The sequence below is a fragment of the Pectobacterium polaris genome (genome assembly GCF_002307355.1).
Classification (GTDB): Bacteria; Pseudomonadota; Gammaproteobacteria; order Enterobacterales; family Enterobacteriaceae; genus Pectobacterium; species Pectobacterium polare.
On record NZ_CP017481.1, the window covers coordinates 2,458,293 to 2,482,405 of the forward strand.

Here is a 24,113-nt window from a genome sequence, read left to right on the forward strand (position 1 = left end):
TAATTATTACGAATACATCCAAAACGTGATCGCCTCTCGCTTTTTAATGGAATAGGAGTGGTATTTTATTAAAACGATATTTCATTTTTTAGTGAGGTTAAGTATGCGTAGTGGTCTTGCCCTGTCATTAATGGCTTCCTGCATCACGTTGGGTATTCAAGCTGGCACCGCACAAGCGGCCAGTTCAGTGAAATTTCCCGATAAAACCTGTGACGTAACGCAATACGGGGCCGAAGGCCACCGCCTACAGATCGCACTGAATACTCAAGCTTTCCAGAAAGCGATTGATGATTGTGCTGCGGCCGGCGGCGGAACGGTACACGTTCCTCGCGGTAACTATCTGGTCGATCCGCTGTTCCTGAAAAGTAACATCAGACTGGATCTGGCAAAAGATGCGACCATCGTCGCGTCGACCGAAGAAGCGGCGTATCGCGCGACGGAAAAAACCAAGTACGCTGAAGCGGAAAATGGCTGGCTTCCCTTTATCAGTATTGCCGATGCACAGAATGTGGCTATCACCGGGCAGGGCACTATTGATGGGCAAGGCGCTGTCTGGTGGGAGCGCTGGCGTGAGAACATTCGTGCAACCGGTAAGAAAGGTGGCACCGACCGTCCACGTCTGATTTATATCAAAAGCTCTAATAACGTGCTGGTGGATGGCGTCACGCTCACTCACTCTCCGAGCTTCCACATTGTGATGCGCTACTCGCATGATGTGGATGTCAACGGTACTCGGATTTTGTCGCCGTGGCATGCACCAAATACTGATGCTATCGACCCGATCGACAGCCAGAATATCCGTATTACCAATAACTATATCGACTGTAATGACGACCACATCGCGATAAAAGCCGAGAAGCCGGATAGCCGCTTCCCGAATGGCGTTGTGGATAACATCTATATCGCCAACAATATCCTGAAGCAGGGGCGCGGCATCTCTATCGGCAGCGAAACCTCCGGTGGTGTGAATAACGTGCTGGTGGAAAATAACCAGTTCGAAGGTTCCATGTACGGTATCCGCATTAAAACCCATCGTGGTAAAGGCGGCGAAGTGAAAAACATCACCTACCGTAATACCAAAATGGTGGATGTTGAAATCCCGCTAGTCTTTGCCGCTTACTACAAAGCCGCGCCGATTGTGCAGGCTGAAGTAGACAAGATGCTGGCCGAAGGTGGCTTCACGATGGGTGAGCAGATTTACCCGCCAGATACCGATCCAGAGCAGCCGTTTGATCAGTACAAGACGCCGCATTTCAGCAATGTGACGATCGAGAATCTGGAGTCGACCGGTAAGACCAAGGCCGCCGCGTACATTATCGGCGTACCGGAAGCGCCGCTCAGTGGTTTCCACTTTGATAATGTGCGTATCGATGCAGATAAAGGCATTCGCGTGAGGAATGCGGAGCTGCAAACCAAAGGCCTGACGCTGAATGTGAAAGAAGGCCCAGTGATGCAGTTGGATAAAGGGGCGAAAGTCGATCAGTAATCGATCATGAAGCGGTAGCAGGGGACACACTGGCCGTGGAGTCCTCTGCTATCTGCTTCGTTTTGATGCTCATCGCCTAGCTGGTTATGTTCGTTTAATGGCGGGCATTAATCATGCTTTGCGATATCTGCAAAAGTGGCGCGCAGCAGGCGTGCCAGATCGTCAGCCGACAGCTCAATATCCAACCCCCGTTTACCACCGGAAATAAAAATAGTACCGAACTGGCGCGCCGGTGCATCAATCACGGTCGGCAACAGTTTCTTCTGCCCCAGCGGGCTGATTCCACCTACCAGATAACCCGTGACACGCTGAGCGATGATCGGATCGGCCATATCCGCTTTTTTAGCCGACAGCGCGCGAGCGACTTTCTTGAGATCCAGCATGCCAGCGACTGGCGTAACGGCCACCGCGAGATTTTTCGCATCACCATTCAGAGAAACGAGCAGCGTTTTATACACCTGTTCTTTATTCAGCCCCAGCTTTCTGGCCGCTTCTTCGCCAAAATTGGTTTCATCGCTGTCGTGATGGTAACTGTGTAGCGTAAAGGCGACCTTGTTCTTTTCGAGCAGATTGACTGCGGGTGTCATGATTTCACTATCCTTAACCCTGTAGCGGGTTTTATCTTGCGGACGTCGTTAAGCGTCATAGCATGTTCTTTCAAGGGGTTGCTGAATGACCGTTTGTGAGCAGCGTAGGTAAATTCTCATCGCCATACAGATGCAGTGCCCCTACGGCCACGACGTAATTTCCGGGTGGTAACGCCTGAAGCTGCTGTTGCCAGCGGCGGTTACGCTGACCCATCAGCAGGTCGGTCATTTCATTGCTGAATGTCGTGGGGATATCCGGCGTATATTTGCCAGGCCTGCTGTCTAGCCACCAGCCCACCATCGTTTGTAGCAAATGCGCGTTGGTGCGCCAGTGTTTAATCGTATCTTCCAGCAATAGCAGGCCGCCCTGCGGCAGTTGTTGTAACAAATCAACCTGCGTCTGCTGTCCTTCCAATTCGATAATCTGAATACCGTGAGATTTCGCGGCGTTAATCAACTGATAATCGATGCCGTAGTTGGGACGTAAGCCCAGCAACTGCGCCTGTCTCGCTTGCAGCATCAGCGCGGCCTGCCAGGCCGGCAGCGTACTGATATTGCTCTCATCGAAAGAGAGCGACTCGCAGATTTTTTGCAGCTGACGGTAGTTTTCCGGGCTGAGGCGCTGTACGAGCGGCGGCTCGGCGTCATTGTGTCCGAAGGGGGAATGTGAATCGGATATATCGGCTTCGACGATAAGTGCGGTCGCCTGCCGGAGCTGTTGCAGCAGCGTATCGGGCAGCGGTGCCATATCCTTGCTACCCATATGAATACTGCCGACCAGATGCAGTTGCCGTTCATTGGCAAGCTGAACGTCTATCGCCGGGTAGGCGTAAGCCAGCGGTGAGATAAAGCCAAGAAAAGTCGCGATTCTACGCAGCAGTTGCCCCATTGATTCCGTCTCCTGATGTGGAATAACTATGCTAAACGCTAGATGCGGAACAATACAAGGTATACCACTCCTAAGGGCACGGAAGCCTACGTGTTTGGCTACTCACTTCCTATCGATTCTTTCTATACGTAAATATTGATGAGTGTGTATTGGTGTGTATAATAAAAATCAGGTTAGGAGGATACATGAAATCAACCGACCTGATAAAGGAGCTGGCAGCGGCAGGTTGTGAGTGCAAACGGCATAACGGCGGGAGTCACCAAATATGGTGGTCACCCATTACTGGAAAAACGTTTCCAGTGCCGCATCCAAAAAAGGATTTACCACTTGGCACTGTCAAATCCATCAAAAAAATGGCGGGGATCTGATCCCCGCCTTTTCGGAGGCAATATGTTTTTTTCAGTCGGTGTTGAAACGCCAAAAGATGATGCTACGGCATATGGGCTGATCGTTCCGGCGTTGTGTACTGATGATTACGGCTGCTTCTCTGCGGCAGACAGCCAACAAGAGATTGCACGCATGGCGCGGGAAGCGATTTTAACCCTTATTGATGAAGCCGTGAGTCGCGGAAATCTGGATATTAGACGACTTAACGACGCTGGACACCTCATCTATGCGGCGATGCCAGATTTTGCGGACTATGATAGTTGGTTCGTGCTGGATGTCGATCTATCAGCTTTTGAAGGAAAGCCGCAGCGATTGAACATTTCTCTTCCCGATACGTTGATACAGCGTATTGATAATCGCGTACGAGAGCAGCCGGGTACTTATCGCGATCGCAGCCATTTTTTGGCCGAAGCTGCACGCCATGAACTAGAGTAAGCGCGGTTGAATAGGTCTGGTTGCCAGCGATAAAAATCACGATGATGTTCGGCAAAGGAAAACGCGGCGCGTTGTTGAGGCGCGCCGCGTTTGCATTACTGACTTTTAGGTTTAAAACGCAGCAGGCGGTTGGCGTTGCTGACCACCGTGATGGAGGAGAGCGCCATAGCGGCACCGGCTACTACCGGGCTGAGCAGCGTTCCAGTCAGCGGGTAGAGTACGCCCGCGGCAATTGGGATCCCCAGCGAGTTATAGATAAACGCGCCCAGCAGGTTCTGCTTCATGTTGCGCAGCGTGGCATTGGAGAGCGCCAGCGCATCGGCGACGCCGTGCAGGCTGTGGCGCATCAGCGTGATGGCGGCGGTTTCAATCGCGATATCGCTGCCGCCTCCCATCGCAATGCCGACATCGGCCTGCGCCAGTGCCGGCGCATCGTTGATGCCGTCGCCAATCATCGCAACGCGTTTGCCTTGAGCCTGTAGCTTTTTGATGGCTTCCGCTTTGCCGTCTGGCAGCACGCCAGCAATCACCTGATCGATACCCGCGTCTTTCGCGATGCTCTTCGCCGTGAGCGGATTGTCTCCCGTTAGCATGACGAGCTGGTAGCCCTGCTGGTGGAGACGCTGCAAGGCGCTGACGCTATCTGCTCGCAGCGGATCGTGGATAGAAAACACCGCAATGATGTGACCATCCGCCGCAAGCAGTACGGGCGTGATACCACGTTGAGCCTGTTCATTGATCAGCGTTTCGCCTGCGGTGATATCGACCTGGTGCTGTTTGAGCAACGCCGGATTCCCTAACAGCAGGTGGGCATCGCCGATCTCGCCGCTGACACCGAGGCCGCGCAGCGTACGGAACTGTTCGGCTTGCGTGAGCGTCAAATCCTCTGCTCGTTCAAGAATCGCTTTTGCCAGTGGGTGATTTGAGCCTTGCTCCAGCGAAGCCGCCCAAGCCAGTGCCTGTTCTTCTGTCACGTCACCGAAGGTATGAATCGCCACAACGCGTGGCTGTCCTTCGGTTAGCGTACCGGTTTTGTCAAACACCAGCACATCCAGCTTGCTGGCCTGCTGCAAGGCATCGGCATCACGCACCAGCACGCCAAACTCCGCTGCTCGTCCGACGCCGGAAATAATCGACATCGGCGTTGCCAGCCCAAGTGCACAGGGGCAAGCAATGATCAGAACGGTCGTGACGATAATAAGCGTGTAGACAATCTGCGGCTGTGGCCCCACGAAGAACCAGACTGCGCCGCTGAGAAGCGCAATGGCCACGACGACGGGAACAAACACGGCAGAAATACGATCCGCCAACTGGCCGATAGCGGGTTTGCTGCTTTGCGCCTGCCTGACCAGTCGGATAATACGCGACAGGGTGGTTTGGTTGCCGATCGCGTCTGCGCGAAAGAGAACGCTGCCGTCGGAAACCAGCGTGCCTGCGTGAACCGTATCGCCAGCCGTTTTGGATTGCGGGATCGGTTCCCCGGTCAGCATGGCTTCATCCACCCACACTTCGCCTTGCAAAATCTCGCCGTCGACAGGAATACGATCGCCGGTTGTCAGGCGCAGCGTCATGCCAGACTGCACGTCGTACAGCGGAATAGATTTCTCACCTTCCGGCGTTACGACGCGAGCGGTGGGGGGCGTCAGATCCAGAAGCCGTTCCAGTGCCCGTGAAGAGCGTTGGCGGGCGCGCTGTTCCAGCGCATGGCCGAGGTTGATTAAACCGATGATCATCGCGCTGGCTTCGTAGTAAAGGTGACGCGCCGCCATCGGGAAAAGATCCGGCCACAGGTTAACGGTAATAGAGTAAAGCCAGGCGGCACCTGTTCCCAGCGCGACCAGCGTATCCATGGTTGCGGCGCCATTTATCAGGCTGCGCCAGGCGTTACGGTAAAAATGACTGCCAGCGAACACCATCACCGCCAGCGTCAAAATACCGATGACCAGCCACGGCGTTTGGCTTTCCGGCGTCAGGCTCATGCTGCCGCCCAGCACGCCCCACAGCATTAGTGGCACACCAAGCAGCAAGCCCAGCGCGGCCTGCCATTGGAAACGGCGAATAGCCTGTTGAGAGGTTTGCTGTTGGCGCGCGCGGCGTTCTTCTTCGTCCTGAATAATTTCCGCGCCATAGCCCGCTTGCTCAACGGCAGCAATCAGTGCTTCCGGCTCGGCATGACCACTAACCAACGCGCTGCGTTCGGCTAGATTGACGCGCGCCTGTGTGACGCCGCTGACGTTTTGCAGCGCCGTCTGTACGCGGTTTACGCAGCTGGCGCAGCTCATGCCCTGAAGCAGGAGCTGCACGCTGTCGTCATCGCGGGTGGCGTGTGTTGTTGCCGGAAGAGTATTCTCGGCCGCTGGCAGCGCTTCCGGCGTCATCGCTACCTGTGCCAGCGGCTCAGTTTTTGGGTGAACGTTCTCCTGCACGCTGGCGTGATAGCCAGCTTCTTCAATGGCACTAATCAGTGTCGTGGTCGCAACGTTGCCATACACGGTTGCCTGCTCTTTGGTGACATCCGTTGCCACGACGCCGGGAATCGCTTCCAGCACTTTGCGCGTAGCGGCGACGCAGTGATTGCAGCTCAGGCCGGAAAGCTGGAGGGACACATCCGGCGTGGTAGCAAGCTGTGCCTCGTAGCCAGCCTGCTCAATGGTGTCGATCAACGTCTGGGAATCAACGTCGCCGCTGATGCTGGCGTACTGTTGGGTGACGTCGGTTTGTTCGACCGCAGGCAGCGCGTCCAGTGCTTTTTTAACGCGTTGGACACAGTGTCCGCAGGTCAGTCCCTGCAATGACAACAAGACGGTTTGTGACATAGTAATTTTTCTCCCGTGATCACAGCCGGCGGCGAAAGACGTTGACCGGCCATCTGATTTCTACTAGTTATTGGATAAGGTAAACCTTCTAGCAAGGGGAGGGTCAAGGGGGAAATCATGAATATCAGTGATGTTGCAAAAAAAACCGGTCTTAGCAGTAAAACCATTCGCTTCTATGAAGAGAAAGAACTTCTGACTACGCCGCTGCGTTCTGAAAATGGTTACCGCAGCTACGACGAGCATCACGTCGAAGAACTGACGCTGCTGCGTCAGGCGCGTCAGGTCGGCTTTAATCTGGATGAATGCCGAGAGCTGGTTACGTTATTTAACGATCCGCTGCGGCGAAGTGCGGATGTAAAAGCGCGAACCTTGCAGAAAGTGCAGGAAATCGAGATGCATATCGAAGAGCTGAAAACGATGCGTGAACATTTACTGGCACTGGCAGAACAGTGTCCGGGGGATGGGGGCGCAGACTGTCCGATAATCAATAATCTGGCGGGCTGTTGTCAAAAGAGAAAAGAGTGATAAAGGGGAGACTGGCTCCCCCAAATAATGCGTTATGTTAGTGCTCAATCGGGCGCACATGCAGCGTGATACCATCAATGGCAATCACTTCAACCTGCGTGCCGACGGGCAGATCCTGTTCTGATTTCACACGCCAGCTGCTGTCACCGATGTTTACCCGGCCGAAACCGTTGATCACCGGGTCGGTCAGCGTCGCGCGCAGGCCAACCAACTGTTGTCCGCGCTGGTTGAGCATCGATTGTGGGCGTGACAGCGTTCGTTTACGCAGCCAATACCACCAGAGCAGTGCCGTAACGATCGTCAGGATGGCGAAAATCGCTCCCTGTAATGGCCACCCCAGCGGCATCACCCACGTTAATAGCCCAACCAATACTGCCGATAAACCGCTCCACAGCGAATAGCCACTGGCACCCAGCATTTCGGCGGCCAAAAGCAGACCGCCGAGCGACAGCCAGAACCAGTGCGCATTTTCCATCACCAGTTCAATGCCCATTATTGACCTCGGCTATCTTTGCTGTCTTTAATCAGCTCCGTAATCCCGCCAATAGCGCCCATCAGATTGCTGGCTTCCAGCGGCATCATGATCACTTTGCTGTTATTGGAGGAGCCGATCTGCTGCAAGGCGTCGGTATATTTCTGGGCAACAAAGTAGTTAATCGCCTGAATGTTGCCTGCTGCGATGGCCTCGGACACCATTTTAGTCGCCTGTGCTTCTGCTTCTGCCGCACGCTCACGCGCTTCTGCTTCCAGGAAGGCGGATTGGCGCTGGCCTTCGGCTTTCAGAATCTGCGACTGTTTTTCCCCTTCGGCTTTCAGGATCGCGGCTTGACGCACCCCTTCGGCTTCCAGAATGTCGGCACGCTTGTTACGCTCTGCTTTCATCTGCGCATTCATGGCAGCAATCAGTTCAGCAGGCGGGCGTACGTCGCGGATCTCGATGCGGGTGATTTTCACGCCCCACGGGTTCGTGGCTTCATCAACAATGTGCAGCAGGCGGGTGTTGATGCTATCGCGCTGAGACAGCATTTCATCCAGCTCCATGGAACCCAGCACCGTACGGAAGTTGGTCATGGTGAGGTTCACGATAGCCTGTTCCAGATTGCTAACTTCATAGGCGGCCCGCGCGGGATCGATCACCTGAATAAAACACACGGCATCAATGGCCACATTGGCGTTATCGCGAGAGATAATTTCCTGAGAGGGGATATCTAATACCTGTTCCATCATGTTGATTTTACGACCAACGCGATCCATAAACGGCACGACCAGATTCAGCCCCGGCATCAGCGTTTTGGTATAGCGACCAAACCGTTCCACAGTCCATTGATATCCCTGAGGTACGATTTTGATGCCTGACCAGACAATGATGAGTGCAACAAAGATCAAAATAGGAATGACGGTAAACATAGTTTTCACCTCCAATGGCGCTTACGTGTGTTTATTCGTAATAGTGATTATTAACTATTTGAAAGGGATGGTTTTATTTTCTTTTCTTGCGAATGCATTCTAACGCTTTCGCCCAACAAAGCCTATCTTTTCGTCAGATTGCAGCGTCAATACAGTAGAAAAAGGATAATAGGTAATAACGTTGCGCCATGACTGACGACTGAAGCAATCACGTTTTTTCATAAGTGAGCTAAGAGAAAGCCCACCCAGATAGGAAGCCTTTTAAAGTGGTGGATGTCTTATTGCTTCGGGAATGGATATTCAAATTTATCCAGTGTGAGATCTCCCGCCTGCTGGATAGCTTGTGAGAGCTCAGCGTAATATTTTTCTAATCCGTAGTCTGTGATTTGCTGTAGCGAGGTCTGAATCGGTGCGCAAAACACTTCTGCGTGACCCGCTTCAACCTTTTTATTGTTCGGTGGCAGCTCACCAGTGATAGCCTTGAACCAGGTACGGACCGCACCCTTCAACGGTGTAGACGCTTTGGTGAGGTTATCTTGTCCGGTCAAAACCTGCATGGTAGGGAACTGGTTAGTGATAACCGCCTTGGCGAGATTTGAATAGAACTGGCTGAACATGTCGAACGACTTCAGGTCATTCACTTTTGGCTGAGTCGATAATCTGTTTTTATTCCCAATCTTCCCTGCTGGCGGTTTGGTGTGCTCGGCAGACTTTTCCGTGTCGATCTTATCCAGTTGCAGATCAAACAGCAGATTGCCGTGAACCCTGCGATCTTTCACGTTAGGGTACATTTCCAGGAAGTTGCGGAGAAATTCAACAATATTCTGATCGTGCATTTCTTTGTTGATAAGCCATTTCTCACGCAGGAATTCACCACGATCGGGGTACCAGGCCGGTGCAACGCTGGTCACTGGCTGCACGTTGCCTTTATTATCAATTTCTACAAACTCCGCGCCATCGGCAAAAGCAATGCGACAATTTTTGAGCAGCGTGAGCTTCTGGCCTTTGAATGCCTGCAACGTTTGCTTGAACCATTGTGCAACTTCCGGGCTAATTGAAAAAGCGGTGTCATCATCTTTGCGTAACACATAGTGCAGATCTTCCAAAGTCTTAACCCCTGGATCGATGTTTGCGAATTCAAGAAAAACGTGTGACATTTTATAGATTTCCTGTTTTGTCTACCCGCACCAGAATAGCACGAAAAGTTTCAACGGTGCTTTAACTACCAGTGCGAGGTAAGTCTTCACGTTATCATTGATAAGAAGAAAATAAAAAAGGCCACCGAATGGCAGCCTTTTAAAAGAGTCGATGATGGCTTACCAATCGCCGTGGATACCCGCACCGACCATGTAGCCACCAGACAATGAATCAGAGTATTGGACAGTTACCGCAGTGTGTTCAGTCAGCGATTTTTGCATACCACCAGCCAATGCAGCACCTTCACCATTCGCTGAACCCGTAGACAGCGCCCATGAATCACGGTTGCCGTTGAAATGTAGTGAAGACATGGCCGCGGCATTATTCAGGCCACGTTTCAGATCCTCTTTAGTCTCATCAATACGTTTCGCGTTCTGGTCAATGCGTTGGCTGTTGTGAGCGATGTCGGCGGAGTCCTGAGTGAGACGCTCTGAATGTTGGTTGTTGACCGTTACTTGACGCTGTACAAATTCCCCTTGTGCATCCTGTTCAGTGCGTACAGCGCGGAGCGATGTCATGTTGTTACTGACCTGCTGTTTCGTGGTGGTATCGGTTTCAACTTTGGTAATAACCGTCGTCACGCCATCCTTACCGTTCGCACCATCAGCGCCATCGTGACCCACGACAGGTTGTACGCGCTGGTCAGCAGTACGATCGCGGTTCGCCTGTTGCAGTTGCAAACCTTTCAGATCATCGCTGTTCACATTCACCTGGTTTTGTGTGGCAGTATCGGTTTCAACTTTGGTAATAACCGTCGTCACGCCATCTTTACCCGCTGCGCCGTCGATCCCATTCTTGCCGTTAACACCGTCTTTACCGTTAACACCATCGTGACCCACGACAGGTTGCATGTGCTGGTTAGCAGTACGATCGCGGTTCATTTGCGTGAGTTCATCGCCAGTGAGACGGGCATTGGTTGCCGCAATACTGGCGCGGTCTTCATTAATGCGCAGGTTGGTCACCTCGATCTGACCAGTCTGAACATCATTTGTGCGGTCCTGTTTCGTAATGGCCGCTGTATTGGTTTTAACCTGATTTTGTGTGGCGGTATCGGTTTCAACTTTGGTAATAATCGTGGTCACGCCATCCTTACCGTCCGCACCGTTAACACCGTCTTTACCGTTAACCCCATCTTTACCTGCTGCGCCGTCGATCCCATTTTTACCGTTAGCAGCGTCAATGAAAGCCTGTGTTTTTGAAGAGTCCCAACCCTGCGGGGCTGTATGAGTGTGAGCCAGCTGATCGGCTGCGCCTTTAATGTCTAAGAACTTCCCGCCTAAATCTGTTTTATCTGCAATCCCATCAACGACCATTCGGTCACGCTGGTTAAGGTTATCGTAGGCGTTCACCGCTTCCTGAAAATTCTCACCGTGTGCTTTCACAAGAAAGTTATTCACATCAACGTTACTAGCATGTGCTGCGCTCATAGGTGCAACAGCAACGGTAACAACCAGAGCGATCAATGTTTTGGTGGTATTGGTTTTCATCTTCATTCTTCCTAAAAGAAAAAATTAAATAAGCCTTGAACCCCCTAAGGGTTTCCAATGGCTTTTGATGTTGCGAATCCTACTCTTCAAGTAGTGATTCTCAAGTCTTTTTTTAGTGATTTTGATGTGTTTTAATGAAGTGATTGAAAAGTTAGTGATTTTAATTTCTTTTAAGGGTTTTAAATGAGGGGTAAGGTGAGGGATGGTTTTTTGGAATGGTGAAAATCAATTTCTCATTGCAGGCTATCTATTTTTTTTTGACGGAAAATGATAATTGTCATTTGAGTCTTTTAAATGACTTATTGATGGTTTTATAGGGGCGTCATGGCATGCTGAATGCCTCGCGTTTTTTCATGAGCGAGTTAAAAAAAAGCCCTTTATGCGAGATAAAGGGCAAATCACCAGGAAAGATAAACCACAAAGAGAAATACGTTCTATCAGACAATCAGAGGAAGCTGAGCAAAACCTCTGATGGTGTCACACTCAAATAACCAATAACAAAAAGCCACTCACGCAGAAAGTTACCTCAAGTCTCCAACAAATTGTCCGTTACGCATTAACACGACTCTTCCCGTTTTGTAGAAAATCAGCGTGTTTAGCCCTTGAGAGTAAACCTGAGCATCTTTACTCGATTCATCTAAGGCTGCGGGCTTTCCATCGACGGTGATGATGCCGTCTTTCTCCCGAATCACTTTGATGCCAAAGCCCGCCCAAGAGGATTTGGTCATATTCTTCTGCGTGGCCTTTACGGCTTGATGAGAAGAATGATCAGTATGTGGCGTACCCGCTAATACCGTACCGTAACTGGTTACAGCGATCAGAGACCCAGTCAGCACTAGTATGCCGATCGCTACTGTTCCGTTTTTCATATGGGTAAACTCCTTATCGTACCGCGTGCGCTGCGTTTTCCAGCGCCTGCTTTTCCGCACTGGCATTAATTGTAGCTTGGCGGTTTTTTTCCGCGATGTAACAGGCGTCGCGGCTGATGCCTTGTGCTTCACATTCCGCCATCCGTGAAGCTTGGGAGGAACAACCGGCTAGCAGACCAAACGTGACTGCGCCGAGGGCGATTACAGCGATTCTTTTCATATTCTTTGCTCTGTTATGATTAACCTAACTGTCCCTACTTATTGACTCTGTCGAGAGCTGACATCCAGTACTGGTTTCCCGATCCAAGGTGCATATATCTGAATGTCAGGATGTGCCGCGAAATAAGTATTTTATGAATCTAACTCATTGTAATTAAAGATTTGTTTAGCTATCAATGGAATGCTTGCGGCAATCACAGCGAATGATAAGCATCATTTTTTCATGATAGCTCTATCAATGACTTCCATGAGTGAGCCATTGTCTTCAATGGAGTTGATTTATACGCTCAGATTTGTGTGCTGCACATCACAAATATTCGACTTTTATCCTGTTTATTCGGTTTTTAAATATTGCTCATCTTCATTGGAGTTTTATTTTTGTCTTCAATGGATTTATTTTTTGCTGTGTTGTTTTAATGTGAAGTTATTTTGTCTTAAGTAATATCTTGAAACTCAAGGGCTAATCGCCCTCTACTGGAAAGAGCTCAGGCGATAAGATAAAATACGTATCCTTTATTGATAGAGATCATGTTTTGTTGGCGCTATTTTTTCGCCGCATTGGAGACGATAAGTGTTATGAGTGATGCGGATGTGTTCAAAGAGACCTTTGAAAAAATGGGAATTGAGAAGGGGGTTCTGCAAACGATGATGAACCTGCCCAGAGCTACGCTATGGAAATATCTTGAAGGGAAAACAACGAACTTTCCTGCTACCGCATTGACGCTGATAGAGTTACTGCGCTTCCTGCAACAACGCGATGAAGAACTACTGAGAGAATGGGTTGTGCTTCAAGACTATGGTCTCCGCTCGGAAGTCTATCTTGATAATCCAGAGTTGTGGAAAGAGTGGAAATACTCTAATCAGGAAAAAATTAAAAAAGATGTCCTGCAATACCTGAAATCCACTGAAAAAGACGCTGAAAAGTAAATATATGGCGGACGCGCTGCAATAAGGTGTCCGCTATAGTAAAAAATTGCGTCTGCAAAATGATGGTTTTTTGTTTCCATTGGCGAACTTCGCCATATCATTTCGCTAATTTCTTCGCTAGATATCGAGTTCGATGTCGCCCTGCGGCATACAGCAGCAGGGAAGGATCTCATCCTGCTGGATGCAGGCCAGCGGAGTTTGACGATACGCCACTCTGCCTTTTACCAGACGCAACCGACAGGAACCGCAATAGCCGGAGCGGCACTGATATTCAATGCTGACTCGGTTGGATTCCAGCACATCCAGCAGGGAAGGGCCGTCGTCTGAACAGGAAAACTGCGCACCGGATGTGCGCAGTGTGATCGTTGGATTGCTCATCGATTACAGTTGGAAATCGCTCAGATCGTCGTCGCTAATTTCTGAATCGATCTGACCGACCAGATAAGAGCTGACTTCAACTTCCTGTGGCGCGACCTGTACGTTATCGGACACCAGCCAGGCGTTGATCCACGGGATTGGGTTAGTGCGCGTCTGGAACGGCAGCTGCAGCCCAACCGCCTGCATGCGGATGTTGGTAATGTATTCCACGTATTGGCACAGAATATCTTTGTTCAGGCCAATCATCGAACCGTCGCGGAACAGGTATTCAGCCCACTCTTTTTCTTGCTGAGCGGCGAGCACGAACAGGTCATAACACTCTTGCTGACACTCTTCGGCAATCTGCGCCATTTCTGGGTCGTCATGGCCGGAACGCATCAGGTTCAGCATATGCTGCGTACCTGTCAGGTGCAGCGCTTCATCACGGGCGATCAGCTTGATGATTTTGGCGTTGCCTTCCATCAGTTCGCGTTCCGCAAAAGCAAACGAGCAGGCGAAGCTAACGTAGAAGCGAATCGCTTCCAGCGCGTTTACGCTCATCAGACAGATATACAGCTGCTTTTTCAGCGCATACAGGTTCACGGTCACAGTCTTGCCGTTAACCTGATGTGTCCCTTCACCCAGCAGATGATAGTAGCTGGTCATCTCGATCAGCGAATCGTAGTAACTGGAGATATCTTTGGCACGCTTCAGAATTTCTTCGTTAGTCACGATATCGTCAAACACCAGCGACGGGTCGTTCACGATATTACGAATGATGTGCGTGTAGGAACGTGAGTGAATAGTTTCCGAGAAAGCCCAGGTTTCCACCCAGGTTTCCAGTTCAGGGATAGAAATCAGCGGTAGCAGTGCCACGTTCGGGCTGCGTCCCTGAATCGAATCCAGCAGCGTTTGGTATTTCAGGTTGCTGATGAAGATATGCTTTTCATGATCGGGCAGCGCCTGATAGTCGATGCGATCGCGGGACACGTCAACTTCTTCCGGACGCCAGAAGAAAGACAGCTGTTTTTCGATCAGTTTTTCGAAAATTTCATATTTTTGCTGATCGAAACGCGCAACGTTAACCGATTGACCGAAGAACATGGGTTCTAGCAGTTGGTCATTTTTATTCTGTGAAAAAGTGGTATAGGCCATGAGTCTCTCCAAAAAAATGCCGGGAGCATTTTTTAACGCCGCTTGTGAAGGCCCATCAGGGGCGGAGCGACGTTTGCTATAAAAGAGAAAGGCTGCATCGGCAGCCTTTCATTATTGGCTTAAATCTTACACGCACCGCCTTCGCAGCCGTCGTCCTGAGGTTCTGGCAGCAGGTCGTCTTGTACGTCTTCCGCGCCGTCACGGGTGTTTTGGTAATACAGCGTTTTCACGCCGAATTTGTAGGCCGTGACCAGATCTTTCAGCAGCTGTTTCATCGGTACTCGACCTGATGGGAAACGTGACGGATCGTAGTTAGTGTTGGAAGAGATCGCCTGATCGACAAACTTCTGCATCAGACCAACCAGTTGCAGATAGCCGTCGTTATTTGGCATATCCCACAGCAGTTCGTAAGCGTCTTTCAGCGTTTCGTACTCCGGCACCACTTGGCGCAGGATGCCGTCTTTGGACGCTTTGACGCTGATGTGGCCGCGTGGTGGTTCAATACCGTTGGTGGCGTTGGAGATCTGAGATGAGGTCTCAGACGGCATCAGCGCAGACAGCGTGGAGTTACGCAGGCCATACTCTTTGATGTCGGTACGCAGCGCTTCCCAGTCGAGATGCAGCGGTTCGTTGCAAATCGCATCCAGATCGCGCTTATAGGTATCGATAGGCAAAATACCCTGCGAATAGGTGGTTTCATTGAACCACGGGCAAGCACCTTGCTCGCGTGCCAACACATTCGACGCTTTCAACAGATAGTACTGAATCGCTTCAAACGTTTTGTGTGTCAGGCCGTTAGCACTGCCGTCGGAGTAACGCACGCCGTTTTTCGCCAGATAGTAAGCGAAGTTAATGACGCCAATACCCAGCGTGCGGCGACCCATCGCACCACGTTCTGCCGCGGTAATCGGGTAATCCTGATAATCCAACAGAGCATCCAGCGCGCGTACGGCCAGCGTCGCCAGATCTTCCAGATCGTCTAAGCTATTGATTGCGCCGAGGTTGAAAGCGGACAGCGTACACAGCGCGATTTCACCGTTTTCATCGTTCACGTCGTTCAGCGGCTTGGTCGGCAGTGCGATTTCCAGACACAGGTTGGATTGGCGAACGGGGGCGATCTGCGGATCGAACGGGCTGTGCGTGTTGCAGTGGTCAACGTTCTGAATATAGATACGGCCCGTAGAAGCACGTTCCTGCATCATCAGAGAGAACAGTTCGACTGCTTTGATGCGCTGTTTGCGGATGCTGCTATCCTGCTCATATTGCACATACAGGCGCTCGAATTCATCCTGATCGGCGAAGAAGGCATCGTACAGTCCTGGCACGTCAGACGGGCTGAACAGCGTGATCTCTTCACCTTTTACGAGACGCTGGTACATCAGTTTGTTCAACTGCACGCCGTAGTCGAGGTGACGAACGCGGTTGCCTTCTACGCCACGGTTGTTTTTCAGCACCAGCAGGCTTTCCACTTCCAGATGCCACAGCGGATAGAACAGCGTGGCAGCCCCGCCGCGTACGCCGCCCTGAGAGCAGGATTTCACTGCTGTCTGGAAGTGTTTATAGAAAGGAATACAGCCGGTGTGGAATGCTTCACCGCCGCGAATTGGGCTACCGAGCGCACGGATGCGACCCGCGTTAATGCCGATACCGGCACGTTGAGAAACGTATTTCACAATCGCGCTGGAGGTCGCGTTGATGGAGTCCAGACTGTCGCCGCATTCGATCAGCACGCAAGAGCTGAACTGACGTGTTGGCGTACGCACGCCCGCCATGATTGGCGTCGGCAGAGAAATTTTGAACGTAGAGATTGCGTCATAAAAACGTTTAACGTAGTCCAGACGCGTCTCACGCGGGTAGCCGGAGAACAGGCAGGCGGCGACCAAAATGTACAGGAACTGGGCGCTTTCGTAGATATCACCGGTGACGCGGTTTTGTACCAGGTATTTCCCTTCCAGCTGTTTAACCGCAGCATAGGAGAAATTCATGTCACGCCAGTGATCGATGAAAGCGTCCATCTGGGCGAATTCTTCTTGGCTATAGTCTTCCAGCAGGTGCTTGTCGTACTTGCCCAGTTCGACCATTTTGGTGACGTGGGTCAGCAGGGCCGGCGGCTCAAACTGGCCGTAAGCTTTCTTACGCAAATGGAAGATAGCCAGACGCGCAGCCAGATATTGATAATCCGGGCTTTCGCGGGAGATCAGATCGGCTGCGGCCTTAATGATAGTTTCATGGATATCAGAGGTTTTGATGCTGTCATAAAACTGAATGTGTGAACGCAGTTCGACCTGAGAAACGGAGACATTGTGTAAACCTTCTGCGGCCCAGGTAATGACGCGGTGGATTTTATCCAAATTGATTTTTTCTTTACTGCCATCGCGTTTGGTGACGAGCAAGCTCTGGTTCATGTTGGGATTTACCTGTTGGTGAAAATAAAAAATATCCCCTGTTTATTCACAGAAATGTCTCTGTGACTAACTCTGTGGATAAATACTAGATATAGATATTTTTTAATAAATGGCTACTACATGGTGAGTATTCTAGTCCGGATTCGTTTGAGTACAAGGCTTGATTTTGGTGTTAATTTCAGGTTGCTGAACCGTTGGTTTCTCGAAATCCTGATTTTGTAAGGGCTAAGAGGATGTCAATATTCTGTAAAAAAAATAAGTCGTAGTCATTTTGTTGGTTTTTCAGCTAAAACCTGGAAAATTGCGCGGTGAAAAACCACGCAACTTTTAAGAGTATTCTTAATCGGTTCTATTTATCGTGGCGAGTGTGCAGCATGTAGTTCACGTCCACGTTTGGACCCAGTTTAAAGTGGTCCGTCAGCGGATTGTAGTGCAGCCCGGTGATATGCTTTTCACGCAGCGGTGTACTGTCGACCCAGTGCATCAGTTCTGCTGGGCGAATGAACTTCTTAATGTCGTGCGTGCCGCGCGGTACCATTTTTAGCACGTACTCGGCACCGATAACGGCCATCATCCACGCTTTCGCATTGCGGTTGATGGTGGAGAAAAAGACGTGTCCGCCGGGTTTGACCAACTTGGCACAAGCCTGCACCACGGATTGTGGGTCGGGAACGTGCTCCAGCATTTCCATACAGGTGACGACATCGTAGAGGCCCGGATGAGCGTGTGCATGCGCTTCTACCGTTTCCTGCACGTAATCGACGGCGACACCGCTTTCCAGCGCATGCAAACGCGCGACCTGCAACGGCTCTGCGCCCATATCGAGCCCGGTGACGTCCGCGCCTTCACGCGCCATGCTTTCAGCTAAAATGCCGCCGCCGCAGCCGACATCCAGCACTTTCTTGCCGAACAAGCCTTCCGCGTGCAGCGAAATATAGCCAAGACGCAGCGGATTAATGCGGTGCAATGGTTTGAATTCACCTTCTAAATCCCACCAGCGTGAAGCGATAGCCTCAAATTTGGCAATCTCCTGATGGTCAACGTTCGGAGTTTGATTTTCTACATTCATGTGTCATCACTGCCTTTCGTCATCTTTATCCTGCCGCGAGTATACTCCCTTCGCGCTGCAACGTGCAGCGGTGTCCGTTTTCTCTAAGGGATATCTGAGGAATAAAGTCCATTGGGAAAACAGTCTGTTCAGAGCGGAAGGGAGTTTCCCCCGAAACGGCGGTTTGTGATATAATTTTTCACCTTTTGAACAGTTCACCTTATCTGAACGGTTCACTTTTCTGAACACGGGTAGATGCCTAAATAGAGGGATAGCGGCTCCATGAGCGACCTTGCCAGAGAAATCACACCGGTCAACATTGAAGAAGAGCTGAAAAGCTCGTATCTGGATTATGCGATGTCCGTTATTGTCGGGCGTGCATTACCAGATGTTCGAGATGGACTGAAACCGGTACACCGCCGCGTACTGTACGCGATGAACGTACTGGGTAACGACTGGAACAAACCGTATAAAAAATCCGCCCGTGTCGTCGGGGATGTCATCGGTAAATACCACCCGCACGGCGACTCTGCCGTTTATGAAACCATCGTACGTATGGCGCAGCCTTTCTCACTGCGTTACATGCTGGTTGATGGTCAGGGCAACTTCGGTTCGATTGATGGCGACTCCGCTGCGGCGATGCGTTATACCGAAATTCGCATGTCGAAAATTGCTCATGAACTGCTGGCCGACCTTGAAAAAGAGACGGTCGATTTTGTGCCGAACTATGACGGCACCGAGCAGATTCCTGACGTCATGCCTACGCGTATTCCCAACCTGCTGGTTAACGGTTCTTCCGGTATCGCCGTCGGGATGGCAACGAACATTCCACCGCACAACCTGACAGAAGTCGTGAACGGCTGTCTGGCGTATATCGATGATGAAAACATCAGCCTTGAAGGGTTGATGGAACACATCAAAGGCCCAGATTTCCCGACAGCGGCGATCATCAATGGCCGACGCGGCATTGAAGAAGCTTACCGCACCGGGCGCGGTAAAATTTACATCCGTGCGCGTGCTGAAGTGGAAGCGGATGCGAAAACCGGACGTGAAACCATCATCGTGCATGAAATTCCTTATCAGGTGAACAAAGCTCGCCTGATCGAGAAAATTGCCGAGCTGGTCAAAGATAAGCGTATCGAAGGCATTAGCGCACTGCGTGACGAATCCGATAAAGACGGTATGCGTATCGTCATCGAGATTAAGCGTGACGCCGTGGGCGAAGTGGTACTGAATAATCTGTACTCCCAGACCCAGCTTCAGACGTCATTCGGCATCAACATGGTCGCTCTGCATCAGGGCCAGCCAAAGATCATGCCGCTGAAGGATATTCTGGTTGCGTTTGTGCGCCACCGCCGTGAAGTGGTGACGCGTCGTACCATTTTTGAACTGCGTAAAGCCCGTGACCGTGCCCACATTCTGGAAGGTCTGGCTATTGCGCTGGCGAACATCGATCCGATTATCGAACTGATTCGTCGTGCTGCATCACCCGCTGAAGCGAAAGCTTCGCTGATCGCACAAGCGTGGGAGCTGGGTAGCGTGGCTACCATGTTGGAACGTGCGGGCGATGATGCTGCGCGTCCAGAGTGGCTGGAGCCAGAGTTCGGTATCCGTGACGGTCACTACTACCTGACGGAACCGCAGGCGCAGGCGATTCTGGATCTGCGTTTGCAGAAACTGACCGGCATGGAGCACGAAAAGCTGCTTGATGAATATAAAGAGCTGCTGGCGGAGATCGCCGAGCTGCTTTATATCCTCAATAGCCCTGAGCGCCTGATGGAAGTCATCCGCGAAGAGCTGGAAGCGATCAAAACGCAATACAGCGACGAGCGTCGTACGGAAATCACGGCGAACACCGCTGACATCAACATCGAAGATCTGATCAACCAGGAAGATGTTGTTGTTACGCTGTCTCATCAGGGTTACGTGAAGTATCAGCCGCTGAGCGACTATGAAGCCCAGCGTCGCGGTGGTCGTGGCAAGTCTGCGGCTCGTATTAAAGAAGAAGACTTTATCGATCGTCTGCTGGTGGCCAACACCCACGACACGATTCTGTGCTTCTCCAGCCGTGGTCGCTTGTACTGGATGAAGGTGTATCAATTGCCGGAAGCCAGCCGCGGTGCGCGCGGTCGTCCGATCGTCAACCTGCTGCCGCTTGAGCCGAATGAGCGTATTACCGCGATTCTGCCAGTGCGTGAATACGAAGAAGGCCGCCATATCTTCATGGCAACCGCGAGCGGTACTGTGAAGAAAACGGCGCTGACGGAATTCAGCCGTCCGCGTAGTGCGGGGATCATCGCGGTTAACCTGAACGAGGGTGACGAGCTGATTGGCGTCGACCTGACCGACGGTAGCGATGAAGCGATGCTGTTCTCTGCGGAAGGCAAAGTGGTTCGCTTCTCCGAGCAGGCGGTGCGTTCGATGGGCCGTACGGCAACGGGCGTCCGTGGTATCAATCTACAAGGCGAAGATCGCGTCGTTTCTCTGATCATTCCTCGAGGCGAAGGCGATATCCTGACCGTCACGCAAAATGGCTTTGGTAAGCGTACTGCCGTGAGCGAGTACCCGACCAAGTCGCGTGCGACGAAAGGGGTTATCTCTATCAAGGTCAGCGAACGTAACGGTAAAGTGGTTGGCGCGGTTCAAGTTGATGCCGCAGACCAGATCATGATGATCACCGATGCGGGAACGCTGGTGCGGACTCGCGTGTCTGAAGTCAGTATCGTTGGCCGTAACACGCAGGGTGTCACGCTGATTCGTACGGCGGAAGACGAACATGTTGTCGGCCTGCAACGCGTTGCCGAGCCGGTAGAAGATGAAGAGCTGGATGGCGTGGTAAAAGTTGAAGGCGAAGTTGCCGAAGACGATGATGCTATCGATGACATTGATGGCGATGATGATATCGCTGAAGATGACGAATAAGCCTTTTTATTAAACCGGAATGAGTAGAGTAAGCCAGCGCGATGCGCTGGCTTTTTTTATCGACTCTCGGTAGTGTATCAGCCAACTGGTTCTTCCCTTATTCAACGGTATCCATTTGAAATATCTCGCCTCATTCCAGACCACATTAAAGGTGTCCCGCTATTTATTTCGGGTTCTGGCGGTCATGCTGTGGGTATTGGGCGCGCTGATATCCGTTTTTTATGTCACTAAAGTATTGAATGAAAAAGAATCAGAGCTGCGGCAGGAGTATAACCTCAGCTTTGATCAGTCGCAGGGTTACATCCGACACGCATCGGATATTGTGCGCGAACTCCAGTATCTGGCGGCAAATCGCCTGATGTTGGCAAGAGAAAAGGCAGAGCCGCCAACGGAAGGGGGCCCCGGTGTTTCCGTTTATTCACTCGCTCCCGGCGCAACCTGTTCCACGCAATATGGCGGGAATGCGGCGCTGCTCTCATTGAGCCATTTTTTCAACGGCTGGCAGGATAATTTCTCTGCCGTCTACGATCTTAATCGGGTCTTTTTTGTCGGCGGCGATCGGCGCTGTATGGTTGATTTTGGCATCCGTAACCAGTCGCTCGACCGTGATAACCTGCTTAAAAATGTGCAGGATCGGTTTCAGGATCAGAAGAAGAGTCGCACTCAAACTGGACGCGATGAAACGGTCTATTGGATTACCCCTGCCTCTATCCCCGATGTCGGCTATTTATATGCACTGACGCCGATTTATGTGGATAACAAACTGGAAGTCATCATGGGGATTGAACAGACGATTCGTCTGGATGACTTCGTCACCATGGGTAAATTTCCGATCAGTGCCCGGCTGCTGGATCAATATAATCAGGTGGTTTTGCAGTTTTCCGATGATAAAGAGCGGTACGCTTCTTCGGTAGACGGTTATCCCTCCGATCATAACTATTTTGGCTATGTGAATGGGTATGATGAACTCATTCTGAAGAAGTCGCTGTCGCCGACATCATTCAGCATCGTGTATTCGCTGCCGTTGAAGGTGCTGCTCTCCCATATCAGCGCATTGATGATCAATATGCTGGTACTGAATATGCTCTCGGCTATCTTGCTGTTTGTGCTGGCGCTGGTGTTTGAGCGGAAAATGCTATTGCCATCGGAAATCAATGCGTTCCAACTGGAAGAAAACGAGCAATTCAACCGTAAGATTGTCGCATCGGCACCCGTAGGCATTTGTATCCTGCGTATTAATGACGGCACGAACATCCTCAGTAACGAGCTGGCGCACAACTATCTCAACCTGCTTACCCACGAGGATAGGCTGCGAATTACCCGCATCATTTGCGAGCAGCAGTCTAAGTTTGTTGATGTCATGACCAGCCGCAATCATCACCTGCAAATCAGCTTTGTCCATTCGCGCTATCGTAATGAAAACGTGGCGATTTGTGTGCTGTTGGACGTCAGTGCACGAGTCAAAATGGAAGAGTCGCTACAGGAAATGGCGAATGCCGCCGAGCAGGCAAGCCAGTCTAAATCGATGTTTCTTGCCACGGTCAGCCATGAATTGCGTACGCCGCTGTACGGGATTATCGGTAACCTCGATTTACTGCAAACCAAATCGTTGCCGCAGGATGCCAACCGTCTGGTTGCCGCGATGAACAACTCTTCCTCACTGCTGCTGAAAATCATCAGCGATATCCTCGATTTTTCCAAGATTGAGTCGGAGCAGTTGAAGATCGAAGCGTGTGAGTTTGCGCCGCATGAAGTCATCAGCCACATTACCAGCAACTATCTCCCGTTGGTGGTCAAAAAACGCCTGACGCTGTACTGCTTTATCGATCCCAATGTACCGGTCAGCCTGTTCGGCGATCCCGTACGTTTGCAGCAGGTGTTATCTAACCTGCTGAGCAACGCCATCAAGTTTACGGACACGGGCTGCATCATTTTCGAAGTCGGCTGCCGCGATGGTTATCTGGAATTTGTGGTGCGTGATACTGGCGTGGGCATTCAGCCTCGCGAGGCGGTGAAGCTGTTTGATCCGTTCTTCCAGGCTGGGAGCGGTGTTCAGCGTCATTTTCAGGGCACGGGCTTAGGGCTGGCGATTTGTGAAAAGCTGGTCAATCTGATGGATGGAGACATTACCATTGAGTCGGAACCTGGGCTTGGCAGCCTGTTTGGTGTCAGAATTCCGCTCTATAAAGCGCGCTATGCCCCAGCGGCGATCAACGCCAGCCTGCAAGGGAAAACGTGCTGGTTGAGGATACGCAATGCCCGGCTTGAGGCTTATCTGCTGACGCTGTTGCAGGATCAAGGGTTGCAGGTGGCGCGTTACCAGAACCAAACCGTGTCGCCTGATGATGTGATGATTAGCGATTATGTGTCAGAAGAATCCGTTAACGTTCGGGCGCATATCGTGATGAGCGGCGCGCATACCGGGTCAGCGCAGGAAGTGAGCAACGGGCACTGGGTGCAAGGGACGTCCACACCTCAACATCTGCCGGATTTGCTGGAAAAAATCTATCGTTCAGAGAACGAGGATAAGACTCGTACAGAGATTTCACCGCCGCTGACTAACTATGTGCGAGCTGAGAATGGCGACATTATGATTCTGGTGGTTGACGATCACCCGATCAATCGTCGACTACTGGCGGATCAGCTAGGCTCTCTGGGCTATCAGGCAATGACGGCGAATGATGGCGTAGATGGTCTGAGTGTGTTGAGTAAAAACCATATTGATATCGTGCTGACGGATGTCAACATGCCGAATATGGATGGTTATTTGTTCACACGGCGTATGCGCGAGCAGGGATTACGTTTCCCGGTTATCGGCGTGACGGCAAATGCGTTGGCGGAAGAAAGAGAGCGTTGCCTCGGGGCAGGGATGGATCACTGTTTGTCAAAACCGGTTACGCTGGATACGTTGCAGCAGGCGTTGGCGCATTACAGTAACGTGGTGCGTCAGGCGAGAACATCCGAGGAATAACCTGCACCAGCGACTGCCGGTGCA

19 protein-coding genes and 1 pseudogene are annotated in these 24,113 nt (G+C 51.2%); 7 read left to right on the forward strand and 13 right to left on the reverse strand.

Annotation, left to right across the window (positions count from 1 at the left end; genetic code table 11):
• The first annotated feature begins 103 nt into the window (after positions 1-103).
• Complete coding sequence (locus BJJ97_RS11070) at positions 104-1,486, forward strand: glycoside hydrolase family 28 protein (RefSeq protein ID WP_095698790.1); 1,383 nt, start codon at positions 104-106, stop codon at positions 1,484-1,486.
• Positions 1,487-1,593: 107 nt separating this feature from the next.
• Here the strand turns inward: BJJ97_RS11070 and ybaK are convergent, their stop codons facing one another.
• Both ybaK and BJJ97_RS11080 read right to left on the reverse strand, forming a co-directional pair.
• A complete protein-coding gene (ybaK, locus tag BJJ97_RS11075; protein ID WP_095993964.1) occupies positions 1,594-2,073 on the reverse strand; it encodes a Cys-tRNA(Pro)/Cys-tRNA(Cys) deacylase YbaK in 480 nt (159 codons plus the stop codon).
• 70 nt (positions 2,074-2,143) lie between these two features.
• Positions 2,144-2,962, reverse strand: a complete 819-nt coding sequence (locus BJJ97_RS11080; protein ID WP_095993965.1) for a TraB/GumN family protein — start codon at positions 2,960-2,962, stop codon at positions 2,144-2,146.
• A 185-nt stretch (positions 2,963-3,147) separates the two neighbouring features.
• On the opposite strand from BJJ97_RS11080, the gene BJJ97_RS11085 reads away from it, so the two are divergent.
• Together BJJ97_RS11085 and BJJ97_RS11090 are read left to right on the forward strand one after the other, a co-directional pair.
• The gene (locus BJJ97_RS11085) at positions 3,148-3,330 is read left to right on the forward strand and encodes a type II toxin-antitoxin system HicA family toxin (RefSeq protein WP_039485998.1); all 183 of its coding nucleotides are present in this window, start codon (positions 3,148-3,150) and stop codon (positions 3,328-3,330) included.
• Between the two features lie 22 nt (positions 3,331-3,352).
• Positions 3,353-3,784 (forward strand): type II toxin-antitoxin system HicB family antitoxin, encoded by a 432-nt coding sequence (locus BJJ97_RS11090; RefSeq protein ID WP_039312292.1) that lies wholly within the window; start codon positions 3,353-3,355, stop codon positions 3,782-3,784.
• Positions 3,785-3,879: 95 nt separating this feature from the next.
• On the opposite strand, the gene copA is transcribed toward BJJ97_RS11090, so the two are convergent.
• Positions 3,880-6,600 (reverse strand): copper-exporting P-type ATPase CopA, encoded by a 2,721-nt coding sequence (copA, locus tag BJJ97_RS11095; RefSeq protein ID WP_095993966.1) that lies wholly within the window; start codon positions 6,598-6,600, stop codon positions 3,880-3,882.
• A 117-nt stretch (positions 6,601-6,717) separates the two neighbouring features.
• On the opposite strand from copA, the gene cueR reads away from it, so the two are divergent.
• A complete protein-coding gene (cueR, locus tag BJJ97_RS11100; RefSeq protein ID WP_039502918.1) occupies positions 6,718-7,125 on the forward strand; it encodes a Cu(I)-responsive transcriptional regulator in 408 nt (135 codons plus the stop codon).
• Between the two features lie 37 nt (positions 7,126-7,162).
• Here cueR and BJJ97_RS11105 read toward each other — a convergent pair whose 3' ends face one another.
• The 6 genes and pseudogenes from BJJ97_RS11105 to BJJ97_RS11130 form a co-directional block, all read right to left on the reverse strand.
• Positions 7,163-7,618: an NfeD family protein gene (locus BJJ97_RS11105; RefSeq protein WP_095993967.1), complete on the reverse strand. Its 456-nt coding sequence runs from the start codon at positions 7,616-7,618 to the stop codon at positions 7,163-7,165.
• Positions 7,618-8,532 (reverse strand): SPFH domain-containing protein, encoded by a 915-nt coding sequence (locus BJJ97_RS11110; RefSeq protein WP_095698795.1) that lies wholly within the window; start codon positions 8,530-8,532, stop codon positions 7,618-7,620. The genes BJJ97_RS11105 and BJJ97_RS11110 overlap by 1 nt, the downstream gene beginning before the upstream one ends.
• 278 nt (positions 8,533-8,810) lie before the next feature.
• Complete coding sequence (locus BJJ97_RS11115) at positions 8,811-9,689, reverse strand: hypothetical protein (RefSeq protein ID WP_095993968.1); 879 nt, start codon at positions 9,687-9,689, stop codon at positions 8,811-8,813.
• A 159-nt stretch (positions 9,690-9,848) separates the two neighbouring features.
• The gene (locus tag BJJ97_RS11120) at positions 9,849-11,216 is read right to left on the reverse strand and encodes a hypothetical protein (RefSeq protein WP_095993969.1); all 1,368 of its coding nucleotides are present in this window, start codon (positions 11,214-11,216) and stop codon (positions 9,849-9,851) included.
• Between the two features lie 521 nt (positions 11,217-11,737).
• Positions 11,738-12,085 carry a hypothetical protein gene (locus tag BJJ97_RS11125; protein WP_095993970.1) on the reverse strand — a complete coding sequence of 116 codons (348 nt, stop codon included), beginning with the start codon at positions 12,083-12,085 and terminating at the stop codon, positions 11,738-11,740.
• A gap of 16 nt (positions 12,086-12,101) precedes the next feature.
• Positions 12,102-12,305: pseudogene (locus BJJ97_RS11130) on the reverse strand (hypothetical protein); the annotation flags it as partial.
• Positions 12,306-12,880: 575 nt separating this feature from the next.
• On the opposite strand from BJJ97_RS11130, the gene BJJ97_RS11135 reads away from it, so the two are divergent.
• Positions 12,881-13,231: a hypothetical protein gene (locus BJJ97_RS11135; protein ID WP_095993971.1), complete on the forward strand. Its 351-nt coding sequence runs from the start codon at positions 12,881-12,883 to the stop codon at positions 13,229-13,231.
• 117 nt (positions 13,232-13,348) lie between these two features.
• Here BJJ97_RS11135 and yfaE read toward each other — a convergent pair whose 3' ends face one another.
• From yfaE to ubiG, 4 genes are all read right to left on the reverse strand, one after another.
• On the reverse strand, positions 13,349-13,609 hold the full coding sequence (gene yfaE, locus BJJ97_RS11140; RefSeq protein ID WP_010284079.1) for a class I ribonucleotide reductase maintenance protein YfaE: 261 nt from the start codon (positions 13,607-13,609) through the stop codon (positions 13,349-13,351).
• A gap of 3 nt (positions 13,610-13,612) precedes the next feature.
• Positions 13,613-14,743, reverse strand: coding sequence for a class Ia ribonucleoside-diphosphate reductase subunit beta (gene nrdB, locus BJJ97_RS11145; RefSeq protein ID WP_095993972.1), 1,131 nt, complete (start codon positions 14,741-14,743; stop codon positions 13,613-13,615).
• A gap of 119 nt (positions 14,744-14,862) precedes the next feature.
• A complete protein-coding gene (nrdA, locus tag BJJ97_RS11150) occupies positions 14,863-17,148 on the reverse strand; it encodes a class 1a ribonucleoside-diphosphate reductase subunit alpha (RefSeq protein ID WP_095993973.1) in 2,286 nt (761 codons plus the stop codon).
• Positions 17,149-17,497: 349 nt separating this feature from the next.
• Entirely contained in the window at positions 17,498-18,217 is a 720-nt protein-coding gene (ubiG, locus tag BJJ97_RS11155) for a bifunctional 2-polyprenyl-6-hydroxyphenol methylase/3-demethylubiquinol 3-O-methyltransferase UbiG (RefSeq protein WP_095993974.1), read from the reverse strand.
• Positions 18,218-18,478: 261 nt separating this feature from the next.
• On the opposite strand from ubiG, the gene gyrA reads away from it, so the two are divergent.
• Complete coding sequence (gene gyrA / locus BJJ97_RS11160; RefSeq protein ID WP_095993975.1) at positions 18,479-21,118, forward strand: DNA topoisomerase (ATP-hydrolyzing) subunit A; 2,640 nt, start codon at positions 18,479-18,481, stop codon at positions 21,116-21,118.
• A gap of 115 nt (positions 21,119-21,233) precedes the next feature.
• Positions 21,234-24,089 (forward strand): two-component system sensor histidine kinase RcsC, encoded by a 2,856-nt coding sequence (gene rcsC / locus BJJ97_RS11165; protein ID WP_095993976.1) that lies wholly within the window; start codon positions 21,234-21,236, stop codon positions 24,087-24,089.
• The last annotated feature ends 24 nt before the right edge of the window (positions 24,090-24,113 follow it).